13 protein-coding genes are annotated in these 14,394 nt (G+C 66.3%); 10 read left to right on the top strand and 3 right to left on the bottom strand.

Annotated elements, in window-relative coordinates:
- Positions 1–504: 504 nt before the first annotated feature.
- Positions 505–1,767, bottom strand: coding sequence for an SGNH/GDSL hydrolase family protein (locus tag CFB50_RS01500; protein WP_089444791.1), 1,263 nt, complete (start codon positions 1,765–1,767; stop codon positions 505–507).
- A 199-nt stretch (positions 1,768–1,966) separates the two neighbouring features.
- Here CFB50_RS01500 and paaA point away from each other — a divergent pair, with 199 nt between their 5' ends.
- The 8 genes from paaA (at position 1,967) to CFB50_RS01460 (ending at position 8,241) form a co-directional block, all read left to right on the top strand.
- Positions 1,967–2,965: a 1,2-phenylacetyl-CoA epoxidase subunit PaaA gene (paaA, locus tag CFB50_RS01495; RefSeq protein ID WP_069246920.1), complete on the top strand. Its 999-nt coding sequence runs from the start codon at positions 1,967–1,969 to the stop codon at positions 2,963–2,965.
- A 40-nt stretch (positions 2,966–3,005) separates the two neighbouring features.
- Positions 3,006–3,290 carry a 1,2-phenylacetyl-CoA epoxidase subunit PaaB gene (paaB, locus tag CFB50_RS01490; RefSeq protein ID WP_027788585.1) on the top strand — a complete coding sequence of 95 codons (285 nt, stop codon included), beginning with the start codon at positions 3,006–3,008 and terminating at the stop codon, positions 3,288–3,290.
- A 10-nt stretch (positions 3,291–3,300) separates the two neighbouring features.
- Positions 3,301–4,104 carry a 1,2-phenylacetyl-CoA epoxidase subunit PaaC gene (gene paaC, locus CFB50_RS01485; RefSeq protein WP_089444790.1) on the top strand — a complete coding sequence of 268 codons (804 nt, stop codon included), beginning with the start codon at positions 3,301–3,303 and terminating at the stop codon, positions 4,102–4,104.
- A gap of 26 nt (positions 4,105–4,130) precedes the next feature.
- Positions 4,131–4,691 (top strand): 1,2-phenylacetyl-CoA epoxidase subunit PaaD, encoded by a 561-nt coding sequence (paaD, locus tag CFB50_RS01480; RefSeq protein WP_069246918.1) that lies wholly within the window; start codon positions 4,131–4,133, stop codon positions 4,689–4,691.
- A 5-nt stretch (positions 4,692–4,696) separates the two neighbouring features.
- Positions 4,697–5,785: a 1,2-phenylacetyl-CoA epoxidase subunit PaaE gene (gene paaE, locus CFB50_RS01475; RefSeq protein ID WP_089444789.1), complete on the top strand. Its 1,089-nt coding sequence runs from the start codon at positions 4,697–4,699 to the stop codon at positions 5,783–5,785.
- A gap of 128 nt (positions 5,786–5,913) precedes the next feature.
- Positions 5,914–6,738: a DUF1835 domain-containing protein gene (locus CFB50_RS01470; RefSeq protein WP_089444788.1), complete on the top strand. Its 825-nt coding sequence runs from the start codon at positions 5,914–5,916 to the stop codon at positions 6,736–6,738.
- Positions 6,739–6,754: 16 nt separating this feature from the next.
- Positions 6,755–7,360: a TetR/AcrR family transcriptional regulator gene (locus CFB50_RS01465; protein ID WP_006482923.1), complete on the top strand. Its 606-nt coding sequence runs from the start codon at positions 6,755–6,757 to the stop codon at positions 7,358–7,360.
- 233 nt (positions 7,361–7,593) lie between these two features.
- A complete protein-coding gene (locus CFB50_RS01460) occupies positions 7,594–8,241 on the top strand; it encodes a GNAT family N-acetyltransferase (RefSeq protein ID WP_089444787.1) in 648 nt (215 codons plus the stop codon).
- Positions 8,242–8,299: 58 nt separating this feature from the next.
- Here CFB50_RS01460 and CFB50_RS01455 read toward each other — a convergent pair whose 3' ends face one another.
- On the bottom strand, positions 8,300–8,824 hold the full coding sequence (locus CFB50_RS01455; RefSeq protein ID WP_011655746.1) for an Lrp/AsnC family transcriptional regulator: 525 nt from the start codon (positions 8,822–8,824) through the stop codon (positions 8,300–8,302).
- Between the two features lie 212 nt (positions 8,825–9,036).
- Here CFB50_RS01455 and hppD point away from each other — a divergent pair, with 212 nt between their 5' ends.
- A complete protein-coding gene (hppD, locus tag CFB50_RS01450) occupies positions 9,037–10,134 on the top strand; it encodes a 4-hydroxyphenylpyruvate dioxygenase (RefSeq protein ID WP_069246914.1) in 1,098 nt (365 codons plus the stop codon).
- Between the two features lie 132 nt (positions 10,135–10,266).
- Here hppD and CFB50_RS01445 read toward each other — a convergent pair whose 3' ends face one another.
- The gene (locus CFB50_RS01445; protein ID WP_089444786.1) at positions 10,267–10,461 is read right to left on the bottom strand and encodes a hypothetical protein; all 195 of its coding nucleotides are present in this window, start codon (positions 10,459–10,461) and stop codon (positions 10,267–10,269) included.
- Between the two features lie 330 nt (positions 10,462–10,791).
- Between CFB50_RS01445 and CFB50_RS01440 the strand changes: the two genes are divergently transcribed.
- Positions 10,792–14,382, top strand: a complete 3,591-nt coding sequence (locus CFB50_RS01440) for an indolepyruvate ferredoxin oxidoreductase family protein (protein ID WP_089444785.1) — start codon at positions 10,792–10,794, stop codon at positions 14,380–14,382.
- Positions 14,383–14,394: the final 12 nt, after the last annotated feature.

Genomic DNA, 14,394 nt, shown 5'->3' with positions numbered 1-14,394 from the left:
ATGAATCACTTCATAAACCTGACTTACTTTAGTGTGAGACTCTTGATACTTTCGCTATCTGATCCGAGGATCAGCTCGCTTTCATCAAGCGCCCACACTTATCGGCTGTTAATTTTTAAAGAGCATTCTGCGAGGAACTTCGTGTTTCTCAGCAGCGCTGCGTTTTCAGCAGCAGAGAAGCGAGATTATGAACCGTGTTTCGCAGTTCGTCAACAACTTTTTAACACCATCGTTGCGACTGCGGGGCTCAACTTCCAGGCCAGCTGCGCGCCTCAGACTCCAGCACACCACCCGCCCTGCTTCCCTTCTCCCGCGCCGCGTTTCCGTTAGCGCGAAAGAGGCGTGATTGTAGGCAGCCACCCCCATCTACGCAAGCCCTTTGTGAAAATATTTTGAAAAAGCCCCCGTGCGCTGACGCGCACGGGGGCTTCGGGCTCGACGGGCCACGTAACGCCGACAACCTCCAGGTCGCCGGCAACGTTTCCCTCTATATATAGAGGCGCGTCACTTGCCGCCCATTGCAGCCTGCAGTTGCTCGACCGGCACCGCGTCGGCCATCGCCGTGTAGCCGGCGTCGCTCGGGTGAATGCCGTCGCCGCTATCGTAGCGCCGCTGCAGCACGCTCGGGCGCGCCGGATCGCGCAGCACAGCATCGAAGTCGACCACACCGTCGAACCCGCCACCGCTCCGGATCCACCGGTTCACCTCAAGGCGGATCGCCTCACGCCCCGCCGGCAGCCCGGCCGGCGTCAGCGTCGCGCCGAAGACTCTCACGCCCTGACGGTGCGCCGCTTCGATCAGCCGGCGGTAGCCATCGATCAAAGATGCAGCCGTGACCTGCGTATGCGGGTGGTCGCAATCGAGCCCCGCGCGCGGCGGCATCGCCGCAAAGTTGATGTCGTTGATCCCGATCAGCACGATCGCCGCCTTCACCCCCGCACGCGACAGCGCATCGCGTTCGAATCGCGATGCCAGCGACGTGCCGTAGCACGCCGAATCGCTGAGCAGCCGGTTCCCGCTGATACCAAGATTCGCGACGCCGATCGACTCCACGCCGGCAGCGGTCAGCCGACGCGCCAGTGCGTCCGGCCAGCGGCGATTCCGGTTCACGCTCGAGCGCAGCCCGTCGGTGATCGAATCGCCGATCGCCGCTACGCTGGCGCGCGCGGAACCGGCCTCGACCGCAAGCTCGCTCACCCATGCATATTGGGTAAAACGGGTGCGAAACGCGGCGGCGCCCGGATCACTCACGTGATCACCCGGTGCGGACACGTAATTGAACTGGTTCGACACGCGGTGCCAGACCGTCATCCGCTGGTTCGCCGCCATCTGGAGGCTGATCGCATACGGCCGCCCGGCCGCCACATCGAACGACACCGGGTCGCTTTCGAGTTCCTGGCCCGGCCCAAGCGTCACCGACGCCTTGCCGCCGAATCGGACCGGCACCGCCGCGCCGGCAAGCGCCGCCCCTTCGCCGGCGCGCGCGAGGCTCGCCGCCTCCACGACCAGCGGCGCGCGGCCGTATGCATTGCTGACGCGGATCCGCGCGGCACGCCCCGACACAGTCGGATAGACGATCTGGCGCACAGCCCGTCCGGACACGTCGGGTGCGCGATAGAGCGGCGGCGGTGCGGCAAGGTCGGGAATCGGCTGCAGCGCGGTCGCCCACGCGGCCACCCATCCGGCCGGCGCGGCCGACGCCACGAGCGGCGAGACAAAGACGGCCGCACCCAGCACGGCCGCGGCGATACTGCTTCGAAATGACATCGGCAAAATCCTCGTCGGAAAGCGGGCATTGTGCCGCAGAAGACGCGAAACCCCACGCGCCGCCCCCCTCTCGCCATCCGATCGCGCCCCGACGTCACTCGTTTACCCGAGTCTCACGGCAAATCCGCAAGAAATTTATTAACCGACCGGTCGGTTGGTTTATACTTCGCACACATTCAACCGGACGAGAGCTTTCGCCATGTACACGCAATCCCTCGACATCCCCGGCAACGTCGCGCCGCTCGACGCCGCAGCCGAGTCGCCCGAGCAGGCGCGGTTCGATGCGGTCATGGCCGCCGACGGGAAGATCGAACCGCAGGACTGGATGCCCGACGCCTATCGCAAGACGCTGGTACGCCAGATCTCGCAACACGCGCACTCGGAAGTCGTCGGTATGCTGCCCGAAGGCAACTGGATCTCGCGCGCACCGAGCCTGAAGCGCAAGGCGATCCTGCTCGCGAAGGTCCAGGACGAAGCCGGCCACGGCCTCTATCTGTATAGCGCGGCCGAAACGCTCGGCGTATCGCGCGATTCGCTGATCGACGCACTGCTCGCCGGCAAGGCGAAATACTCGAGCATCTTCAACTACCCGACGCCGACCTGGGCCGACGTCGGCGTGATCGGCTGGCTCGTCGACGGCGCCGCGATCATGAACCAGATCCCGCTGTGCCGCTGCACGTACGGCCCGTACGCGCGCGCCATGATCCGCGTGTGCAAGGAAGAATCGTTCCACCAGCGCCAGGGCTTCGACGCACTGCTGTCGATGATGAAGGGCACCGACGCGCAACGCGCGATGGTCCAGCAGGCCGTGAACCGCTGGTGGTGGCCGGTGCTGATGATGTTCGGCCCGAGCGACGCCGATTCGGTCCACAGCAACCAGTCCGCAAAATGGGGCATCAAGCGGATCTCGAACGACGACCTGCGGCAGAAGTTCGTCGATGCGACGGTCGACCAGGCGAAGGTGCTCGGCGTGACGCTGCCCGACCCCGACCTGAAGTGGAACGAGGCGCGCGGCCATCACGACTACGGCACGATCGACTGGGACGAATTCTGGCGCGTCGTCAACGGCGACGGCCCGTGCAACAAGGAACGCCTCGCGACCCGCGTGAAAGCGCACGAGGACGGCGCGTGGGTGCGCGAAGCCGCACTCGCCCACGAAGCCAAGCGCCGCGCACGCGCCGAACAGCATGCCGCCTGAGCGGCGGCACACCATCGAATTCAGGAATCAGGAGAAAGTGATGAACAAGGAATGGCCGATCTGGGAAGTGTTCGTGCGCAGCAAGCAGGGGCTCGACCACAAGCATTGCGGCAGCCTGCACGCCGCCGACGCGTCGATGGCGCTGCGCATGGCGCGCGACGTCTACACGCGCCGCCAGGAAGGCGTGAGCATCTGGGTGGTGCCGTCGTCGGCGATCACGGCGTCGGATCCGAGCGAAAAGGCCGAGCTGTTCGAGCCGGCGGGCGACAAGATCTACCGCCACCCGACGTTCTACACGCTGCCCGACGAAGTCAACCACATGTAACGCCCGCGCCATGACGATCACGCCCGAACACCTCTCCTACGTGCTGCGCCTCGCGGACAACACGCTGATCCTCGGTCAGCGCAACGCCGAATGGTGCGGCCACGGCCCGATCCTCGAGGAAGACATCGCGCTCACCAACATGAGCCTCGACCTCATCGGCCAGGCGCGCATGCTGTATACGCACGCGGCCGAACTCGAGCGCCAGCTCACCGGCGCGACGAAGACCGAGGACGACTACGCATACTTCCGCACCGAGCGCGAGTTCGCGAACTACACGCTCGCCGAGCTGCCGCACTACGGCCCGATCGCCGGCACCGCGCGCGCCGACAAGGACTATGCGGTGACGATCGTGCGCAACTTCCTGTACTCGGTGCTGATGCTGCACGTGTGGACCGCGCTCGAAACGTCGACCGACACGCAGCTCGCCGCGATCGCCGCGAAATCGGTGAAGGAAACCCGCTATCACGTGCAGCACGCACGCGAGTGGCTAGTTCGCCTCGGCGACGGCACCGACGAATCGCACCGTCGCGCGCAGGACGCGCTCGACTACCTGACGCCGTACACGCGTGAATTCTTCGCTGCCGATTCGATCGACGACGCGGTCGCCGCCGAGGGCATCGCCCCCGCGCCGGCCACACTCGAAGCGGCGTGGCGCGCGGACGTGGACGACGCGCTCGTGGAAGCGACGCTCACACTGCCGGCCCCCGTGCAGCATGTGACGACCGGCAAGCAGGGCGAGCACTCGGAGCACATGGGCTACCTGCTCGCCGAAATGCAGAGCCTCGCACGCCAGCATCCCGGCGCGACCTGGTAACCGACCGCCCCCAACGGAGCCCGACGATGTCCGTCCAGACCGCCCCCGCTAACGCCGTGCCCGCCGCGCGCCACGCCGACCCGCTGCTCGCTCGTGCATGGGACGTGCTCGAAGCCGTGCCCGACCCCGAGATCCCGGTCGTGTCGATCCGCGAGCTCGGCATCCTGCGCGACGTCCGCCGCGCGGACGACGGCCAGCTCGAGGTCGTGATCACGCCGACCTACTCGGGCTGCCCGGCCATGTCGCAAATCGCGGAGGACATCGCCGCCGCGCTGCAGGCCGCCGACCTCCCGCCGCACCGGATCGAGACGGTGCTCGCCCCCGCATGGACGACCGACTGGATCACGCAGGAAGCGCGCGACAAGCTGCGCGCGTACGGCATCGCGCCGCCGGTCGGCCAGTGCGGCACCGCCGCGCCGCGGGAAAACGTCGTGCGCTTCGTGCCGCGGCCAGTCGCGGCGCCCGCGTGCCCGCGCTGCGGCTCCGCCCGTACCGAACGTCTCGCGCAATTCGCGTCCACGGCCTGCAAGGCGCTGTATCGCTGCGTCGACTGCCGCGAACCCTTCGACTACTTCAAACCTTATTAATCGATATGGCGACCCCGCAATTTCATCCGCTGCGTATCCGCGACGTGCGGCCCGAGACCGCCGACGCCGTAACCGTCTCCTTCGACGTGCCGCCCGAACTGCGCGACGCGTACCGCTTCACGCAGGGCCAGTTCGTCACGCTGAAGACCCACATCGACGGCGAGGAAACGCGCCGCTCGTATTCGATCTGCGTCGGCACGACGGACTACGACCGTGACGGCGAACTGCGCATCGGCATCAAGCGCGTGCGCGGCGGCCGCTTCTCGAACTTCGCGTTCGACTCGCTCAAGCCGGGTCACACGATCGACGTGATGACGCCGGACGGCCGTTTCTTCACGCACCTGAACGCCGATCACGGCAAGCAGTACGTCGCGTTTTCCGGCGGCTCCGGGATCACGCCGGTGCTCGCGATCGTGAAGACGACGCTCGAACTCGAGCCGCGCAGCACGTTCACGCTGATCTACGGCAACCGCAGCGTCGACGCGATCATGTTCGCGGAGGAGCTCGAGGACCTGAAGAACCGCTACATGAACCGCTTCGTCCTCTATCACGTGCTGTCGGACGACCAGCAGGACGTCGCGCTGTTCAACGGTGTGCTCGACCAGGCGAAATGCGCGGAATTCCTCGACACGCTGATGCCGGCCGACGCGATCGACGAGGCGTTCATCTGCGGCCCCGCGCCGATGATGGATGCGGCCGAGGCCGCGCTGAAGGCGGCCGGCGTGCCGCAGGCGAAGGTGCACGTCGAACGCTTCGGCACGCCGCTGCCGCAAGCCGGCGCGCCGATCGTCGAAATCACCGACCAGACCCCGGCCGCCGACCTGGAAATCGTGCTCGACGGCAAGAAGCGCAAGCTGCGCCTGCCGTACGAAGGCGTGAGCCTGCTCGATATCGGCCTGCGCGCGGGCCTCGCGCTGCCGTATGCGTGCAAGGGCGGTGTGTGCTGCACGTGCCGCGCGAAGGTGCTCGAGGGCGAAGTGCGGATGGAGAAGAACTACACGCTCGAAGCGCATGAAGTGAAGGACGGCTTCGTGCTCACGTGCCAGTGCCACCCGGTCAGCGACAAGGTCGTCGTGAGCTACGACGAGCGTTGAGCGACATCGCGTCGCGGCGCCGGACGGTTTCTCGCCGTCACACATCTCGCTTACACTAGGGGCCGCCGGCCGGCTGGACATCGCAACGTCCGCCCGGCCGGCGGCTTTCTTTTGTTGACGACAGGCCGATGAGTACCATTCATGTGATTCAGGGCGGCACCGCCGCCGCGTCGCTGCGCGAGGCACTCGCGCAAGCCGGACGCGACGAGCGCGTCGTCGGATTGCTCGACGATCTCGGCGTCGGGCCGCTCAAGGGCGCCGACGAGACGCCCGACACGCGCGCCGCCTTCTGGCACCGCGTGCTCGGCGACCGGATTCCCGACTGGAACGCGGAGATCGAAGGCGAGTTCGCGCGCCTCGACCAGCTCGCGACGGATACCGGCCAGGTGGTCGTGTGGCATGCGCCGAGCGTCGGCGACAAACTGCTGCTGCGCCGCGTCGCCTATCACCTGCGCAACGTCCCGCAACGCCTGAACGAAGTGCGGCTGTCGGCCGCCGATCTCGACTCGGCGCAGCGCGCGGCGCTATCGCGCACCGACCAGGCGTGTGCGACCGGCATGTTCTCGCCGGCCGAGCTGGCGCGCAAGCGCCCGGTGGCCGCGCCGATCTCGGTGCTGCGCATCGGCCGACTAGCGCTCGAATGGCAGGAGGCGAAGCACCTGAACGCCGAGCTGCGCTACTGGGTCAGCAACACGATCAAGAGCGGCCACTATGAGGATCTCGACGCGCTGATCGTCGCGCGCGCGGAAACCGACTGGCGGCCTGCGGGGCGCCTCGTCGGCAGCATCATGGCCGACGCCGACCGCGGCGGGCTGTTCGTCAGCGACTCGATCGCCTGGTGGCGCTGCCGCGAACTCGCGGCAGCCGGCCGGCTCGAGCTGCAGGACGACGCGCCCGACGCCCTCTCTTCCACGCAGGTGCGCGCGGCCCGCACGGCCACCGCGCACCGCTAATCTTCCGCATTCGACCATGGCCCGTACCCGAGCGCCCGACCACGAATCCCAGCGCGAGCAGATCCTCGATCTGGCCGCCGAGAAATTCGCGCAGACGAGCTACCCGAGCACGTCGATGTCCGATCTCGCGACCGCGAGCGGCACGTCGAAGGCACGCCTCTATCACTATTACGAGAGCAAGGAAGCGATCCTGTTCGACCTGCTCGACCGCTACACGAAACGGCTGATGCTGATCATCGCCGAGGTCGAAGGGGCGAGCCAGCGACGCGGCCTCAGCGAGCGCGACGCGTTCGCCGAGCTGGTGCGCGCATTCCTCGCCGAGTACGAGACGTCGCACAGCCGGCACGTCGCGTTGCTCAACGACGTGAAGTATCTCGAGGACGCGCAGCGCGAAATCGTGCTCGACCGCCAGCGCGACATCGTCGCGGCATTCACGCGCCAGCTTGCGCGCGCGTACCCGGACCGCATCTCGAAGGAAAACCAGACGTCCGTGACGATGATGGTGTTCGGGATGATCAACTGGACGTTCACGTGGCTGAAGCCGGGCGGCCGCCTCGGCTACCGCGACTTCGCCGAGCAGGTGATCGACCTGATCGAACGCGGGCTGTCGACGGCCGCCTGATTGACGCGCAGCAGCAAGCGTTGCGCGACGGGTACACTGCGACCGCCCGTCGCGCGTTTCATATGATGAATTTTAAATTCGCCTAAAATCAATAACTTACAGAATGAACTAAGCGGTTTTAGAATTTCCCCTCAGCACAAATAACGTCAAATACGGGTTTTCCCCAACCTCGCTCGGGTAAAATGCTGTTGCATTGCACAACCCGTTTGTGCACCCACACTGAGGAACCCACGATGAACACGCAATTCAACGGCCGTGCCGATGCTGTCGGCAAGGTCGGTACTGCGCCGGTTCTCGTCAGGGAACTGGCTTCCAAAGACCGTGAGCGGATGCTCACCCACTTTCTCTCGCTCGACGAAGAGGACCGCCTGCTGCGCTTCGGCCAGATGGTGCCCGACCACGTGATCGAGAACTATGTCCGCACGATCGACTTCGGCCGCGACACCGTGTTCGGCGTGTTCGACCACGACCTCGAACTGATCGGCGTCGGCCACCTGGCCTACCTGCCGGCCGAGGGCGACAAGCGCACGGCCGAATTCGGCGTGTCGGTGCTCGAAAGCGCACGCGGCCGCGGCGTCGGCTCGAAGCTGTTCGAGCGCGCGGCGATCCGCAGCCGCAACACGCACGTGACGATGCTGTACATGCACTGCCTGTCGCGTAACGCGACGATGATGCATATCGCGAAGAAATCCGGGATGCGGATCGAGTACGCGTACGGCGAAGCCGATGCGTACCTGTCGCTGCCGCCGGCCGACCACTCGACGATCATCGCCGAGATGCTGCAGGAACAGGCCGCGGTGTTCGACTATGCGATGAAGCGCCAGGCGCGCCGCACCACGAAGTTCATCGAATCGCTGATGCCCGCCGCCCTGACGGCGTAACGTCGGCCAGCCGGGCCGCGCCTGCCGCGCGCCCGGCCTCTCCCTTCCCCGCCGCGCACTAGCGCACCGAGCGAATCGGCAACGCCGTCGTCTCCTTGAAGCATTCGAGCGAGAAGCTCGTCTTCACGTCGATCACCGACGGGTGATGCAGCAGATGCTCCTGCACGAAGCGGGAGAAATGCGCCATGTCCTCGACCTGCACGCGCAGCAGGTAATCCATATCCCCGGTCATCGCGTGGCATGCGACCACTTCCGGCCAGGTCTGCACGGCCGCGCGAAACAGCTCCGCATGGGTCGCGCCCGCCCGCGCCGAGGTTTCGTCGGCCCGCACCGGCGCCAGGCCGCCGCGCTTCTCGAGCCGCACGCTCACGTACGCGAGCAGGTCGAGCCCGAGCTTCTGCGGATCCAGCAGCGCGACATAACCGGTGATCACGCCGATCTCCTCCAGCCGCCGGATCCGCCTCAGGCACGGGCTCGGCGACAGGTTCACGCGCTCGGCAATCTCCTGGTTCGACAGGCGCCCGTTCTCCTGAAGAATCGCGAGAATCCGCCGGTCGATGGCATCCAATTCGGCCTGCGCCATCTTCTGCCCTCCAATATATGGTTTGAGACTGGAAATTGCGCCATCGTAGGTTTGGGCGATTAAGTTCGCAAGTTTACGCTCGCGACTGCCCGCTACACTTTGTCGCACGTACCGATTCGTCGCGCATGCCGCCGCGTGTGCCACGTTCGACATCGAACCAGGCCGGGCCTGCGCACGTCGCCCCGGTCGATCGCCCCCACAGGAGACACGCCATGCAGATCCCGAACTGGGACAACCCCGTCGGCACCGACGGCTTCGAATTCATCGAATACACGGCACCGGACCCGAAAGCGCTCGGACAACTGTTCGAACGGATGGGTTTCACCGCGATCGCGCGCCACCGCCACAAGGACGTGACGGTGTACCGCCAGGGCGACATCAACTTCATCATCAACGCCGAACCCGATTCGTTCGCGCAACGCTTCGCGCGCCTGCACGGCCCGTCGATCTGCGCGATCGCGTTCCGCGTGCAGGATGCCGCGAAGGCTTACCAGCGCGCACTCGACCTCGGCGCATGGGGCTTCGACAACAAGACCGGCCCGATGGAGCTGAACATCCCGGCGATCAAGGGCATCGGCGATTCGCTGATCTACTTCGTCGACCGCTGGCGCGGCAAGAACGGCGCGCAACCGGGCGCCATCGGCGACATCAGCATCTATGACGTCGACTTCGAGCCGATCGCCGGCGCGAACCCGAACCCGGTCGGCCACGGCCTCACCTACATCGACCACCTGACGCACAACGTGCATCGCGGCCGCATGCAGGAATGGGCCGAGTTCTACGAGCGCCTGTTCAACTTCCGCGAAGTGCGCTACTTCGACATCGAAGGCAAGGTGACGGGCGTGAAGTCGAAGGCGATGACGTCGCCGTGCGGCAAGATCCGCATCCCGATCAACGAGGAAGGTTCGGATACGGCCGGCCAGATCCAGGAATACCTCGACGCGTATCACGGCGAAGGCATCCAGCACATCGCGCTCGGCGCCACCGACATCTACCAGGCGGTCGATGGCCTGCGCAGCAAGGAAGTGAAGCTGCTCGACACGATCGACACGTATTACGAACTGGTCGACCGCCGCGTGCCGAACCACGGCGAATCGCTGGACGAACTGAAGAAGCGCAAGATCCTGATCGACGGCGCGCGCGACGACCTGCTGCTGCAGATCTTCACCGAGAACCAGATCGGGCCGATCTTCTTCGAGATCATCCAGCGCAAGGGCAACCAGGGCTTCGGCGAAGGCAACTTCAAGGCGCTGTTCGAATCGATCGAACTCGACCAGATCCGCCGCGGCGTCGTGCAGGACAAGGCCTGACGCATCCGGCGGGCGGCTGCCCGGGGCAACCCGGCGGCCCGCACGATCCGGCGGCGCAAAGAAAAAGGGCGGGAATCCGAGGATTCCCGCCCTTTTTGCATTCCGGCGCGGCCCGCAGGCCGCGCGAGCGGATCAACGCGCGTTCGCCTTCGCCTCGACGGCGCGCTCGGCCGTCGGCTGCGCGACGGCATCCTGGGCCGGCACGATCTGCTGCATCTGCGCGCCGGCTGCCGCCAGTGCGCTCGCGCCTCGCGCGTGCACCGGGCCGGTCATCGAGAAAAACGCGGCGGACACGATCAGGAAACTCTGGATATGACGTGTGTTCATTGCACCTCCTGTAAAACTGCCGGCGCCTCCCCGATTGCGTCGACACAAGCCAACGCGGCCGGGCACCTCCGGCAGGCCGACAAGATTAACGGCGTTTGCACGAAGATGGGGCCGGCTTTACATGCTTTTACATGATGTAACGCATGGTTCCGCCCTGTTTTTCTGATGCGCCGCCGCAATTCGCCGGCGCTCCAACCGATGGGCGGCGGGTTTGCCCCAGTGCTACCATCGCTTAAAACCGGCCAATATGCCGGCCACTGCCGACGCGTCCACAAGACGCCCGAAGCAGTCGAGTTTTGGTGATCCCAAACTGGGTGGAGGAGACTGTTAATGAATGCCCCGCTAGACGCAGACCAACGCGCGTCCCTAGAAGCCGCGCTGAAGTCCGTCACGCTTGACGACAAATACACACTGGAACGCGGCCGCGCGTACATGAGCGGCATCCAGGCCCTCGTGCGCCTGCCGATGCTCCAGCAGGAACGCGATCGCGCCGCCGGTCTCAACACCGCCGGGTTCATCTCCGGCTATCGCGGTTCGCCGCTCGGCGGCCTCGATCTGTCGCTCTGGAAAGCCAAGCAGCACCTGGCCGCCCACCAGATCGTCTTCCAGCCCGGCCTCAACGAAGATCTCGCCGCCACCGCCGTGTGGGGCTCGCAGCAAGTGAACCTGTACCCCGGCGCGAAGCACGACGGCGTGTTCGGCATGTGGTACGGCAAGGGCCCGGGCGTCGACCGCACGGGCGACGTATTCAAGCACGCGAACTCGGCCGGCTCGTCGCAGCACGGCGGCGTGCTGGTGCTCGCCGGCGACGACCACGCGGCGAAATCGTCGACGCTCGCGCACCAGTCCGAACACATCTTCAAGGCCTGTGGGCTGCCGGTGCTGTTCCCGTCCAACGTGCAGGAATATCTCGATTTCGGCCTGCACGGCTGGGCGATGAGCCGCTACTCGGGCCTGTGGGTCGCGCTCAAGTGCGTGACGGACGTGGTCGAATCGTCGGCATCGGTCGACATCGACCCGCATCGCACCGAGATCGTGCTGCCGACCGACTTCATCCTGCCGGAAGGCGGGCTGAACATCCGCTGGCCCGATCCGCCGCTCGTGCAGGAAGCACGGCTGCTCGACTACAAGTGGTACGCGGCGCTCGCCTACGTGCGCGCGAACAAGCTCGACCGCATCGAGATCGATTCGCCGAGCGCGCGCTTCGGGATCATGACCGGCGGCAAGGCGTACCTCGACGTGCGCCAGGCGCTGACCGACCTCGGCCTCGACGACGAAACCTGCGCGCGGATCGGCATCCGGCTCTACAAGGTCGGCTGCGTGTGGCCGCTCGAAGCACAGGGCGCGCAGGCGTTCGCGCGCGGCCTCGACGAAATCCTCGTCGTCGAGGAAAAGCGCCAGATCCTCGAATACGCGATCAAGGAAGAGCTGTACAACTGGCCCGACGGCCAGCGGCCGCGCGTGTTCGGCAAGTTCGACGAGAAGGACGGCGCCGGCGGCGAATGGTCGGTGCCGATGGGCAACTGGCTGCTGCCCGCGCACTACGAGCTGTCGCCCGCGATCATCGCGAAGGCGATCGCGACGCGCCTCGAGAAGTTCGAGTTGCCGTCCGACGTGCGGGCACGCATCGCCGCGCGCCTCGCCGTGATCAACGCAAAGGAAATGGCGCTCGCGAAGCCGCACGTGCAGACCGAGCGCAAGCCGTGGTTCTGCTCGGGCTGCCCGCACAACACGTCGACCAATGTGCCGGAAGGCTCGCGCGCGATCGCCGGCATCGGCTGCCACTACATGACCGTGTGGATGGACCGCAGCACGAGCACCTTCAGCCAGATGGGCGGCGAAGGCGTGCCGTGGATCGGCCAGGCGCCGTTCACGGACGAGAAGCACGTGTTCGCGAACCTCGGCGACGGCACCTATTTCCACTCGGGCCTGCTGGCGGTGCGCGCGGCGATCTCGTCGAAGGCGAACATCACCTACAAGATCCTCTACAACGACGCCGTCGCGATGACGGGCGGCCAGCCGGTCGACGGCGTGCTGACGGTGCCGCAGATCACGCACCAGCTCGCGTCCGAAGGCGCGAAGAAGATCGTGATCGTCACCGACGAGCCGGAGAAGTACGACAGCCAGAAGGCGCTGCTCGCACCGGGCGTGACGATCCATCACCGCGACCAGCTCGACGACGTGCAGCGCGAGCTGCGCGAGATCGAAGGCACGACGATCCTGATCTACGACCAGACCTGCGCGACCGAAAAACGCCGCCGCCGCAAACGCGGCACGTATCCGGACCCGGCCAAGCGCGTCGTGATCAACGACGCGGTGTGCGAAGGCTGCGGCGACTGCTCGGTGCAGTCGAACTGCCTGTCGGTCGAGCCGCTGGAAACCGAATTCGGCACGAAGCGCCAGATCAACCAGTCGAGCTGCAACAAGGACTTCTCGTGCGTGAAGGGCTTCTGCCCGAGCTTCGTCACGGTCGAGGGTGGCCAGTTGAAGAAGCCGAAGGCCGTGTCGGTCGACGGCAACGCACTGCCGCCGATCCCTGAGCCGACGCTGCCGGATATCGACCGCGCGTACGGCGTGCTCGTCACGGGCGTCGGCGGCACGGGCGTCGTCACGATCGGCGCGCTGCTCGGGATGGCCGCGCACCTGGAAAACAAGGGCGTGACCGTGCTCGACGTCACCGGCCTCGCGCAGAAGGGCGGCGCCGTGATGAGCCACGTGCAGATCTCGCACGCACCGACCGACATCCACGCGACGCGGATCGCGATGGGCGAAGCCGATCTCGTGATCGGTTGCGACGCGATCGTCACGGCCGGCGACGAGTGCACGTCGCGGATGCGCCACGACACGACGCGCGTGGTCGTCAACAGCGCGCAGACGCCGACCGCCGAGTTCATCAAGAACCCGAACTGGTCGTTCCCGGGCCTGTCCGCCGAGAACGACATCCGCGCGGCGGCCGGTGAAGCCGTCGATTTCATCGACGCGAACCGCTTCGCGGTCGCGCTGCTCGGCGACGCGATCTACACGAACCCGTTCGTGCTGGGCTACGCGTGGCAGAAAGGCTGGCTGCCGCTCACGCTCGCGTCGCTCGTCCGCGCGATCGAGCTGAATGCGGTATCGGTCGAGAAGAACCGGGCAGCCTTCGACTGGGGCCGCCGCGCCGCGCACGACCTGGCGAGCGTGAAGCAGGCCGCGGCCGGCGACGCGCGCCCCGTGCAAGGCGCCACGGTGATTTCGCTGCACACGAAGAAAGCGGTCGACGCCCTGATCGCGAAGCGCGTGGAATTCCTCACCGCGTACCAGAATGCCGCGTACGCAGCGCGCTATGCGGCGTTCGTCGACAAGGTGCGCGCGGCCGAGCGCGCGCTGGCGGACGGCGACACGATGCAGGAGCAGCTGACCGAAGCGGTCGCGCGCAACCTGTTCAAGCTGATGGCGTACAAGGACGAATACGAGGTCGCGCGGCTGCAGTCCGATCCGGCGTTCCTCGCGCGCCTGAACGCGCAGTTCGAAGGCGACTGGAAGCTGAAATTCCACCTCGCGCCGCCGCTGTTCGCGAAGACGGACGCCCACGGCCATCTCGTGAAGAAGGCGTACGGCCCGTGGATGATGTCGGCGTTCCGGCTGCTCGCGAAAGCGAAGTTCCTGCGCGGCACGGGGCTCGACCCGTTCGGCCGTACCGAGGAGCGTCGCACCGAGCGCGCGCTGATCGGCGAGTACGAAGCGCTGATCGGCGAGGTGCTGGCCAAGCTGAACGCGGCCAACCGCCCGCTCGCCGTCGAGCTCGCGGCGCTGCCGGACGGCATTCGCGGCTACGGCCACGTGAAGGAGAACAACCTGCGCGCGGTACGCCAGAAGTGGAATACGCTGCTCGCGAAGTGGCGGGCGCCGGCCGGCGGCCAGTCGCACCAGCAGGTCGCGTAACGGCGCGCGGCG

This window comes from Burkholderia sp. AU33423, assembly GCF_002223135.1.
GTDB classification, from domain to species: Bacteria; Pseudomonadota; Gammaproteobacteria; order Burkholderiales; family Burkholderiaceae; genus Burkholderia; species Burkholderia lata_D.
Note: the sequence above shows the minus strand (reverse complement) of the source record. Positions and strands in the feature narration are given on the sequence as shown.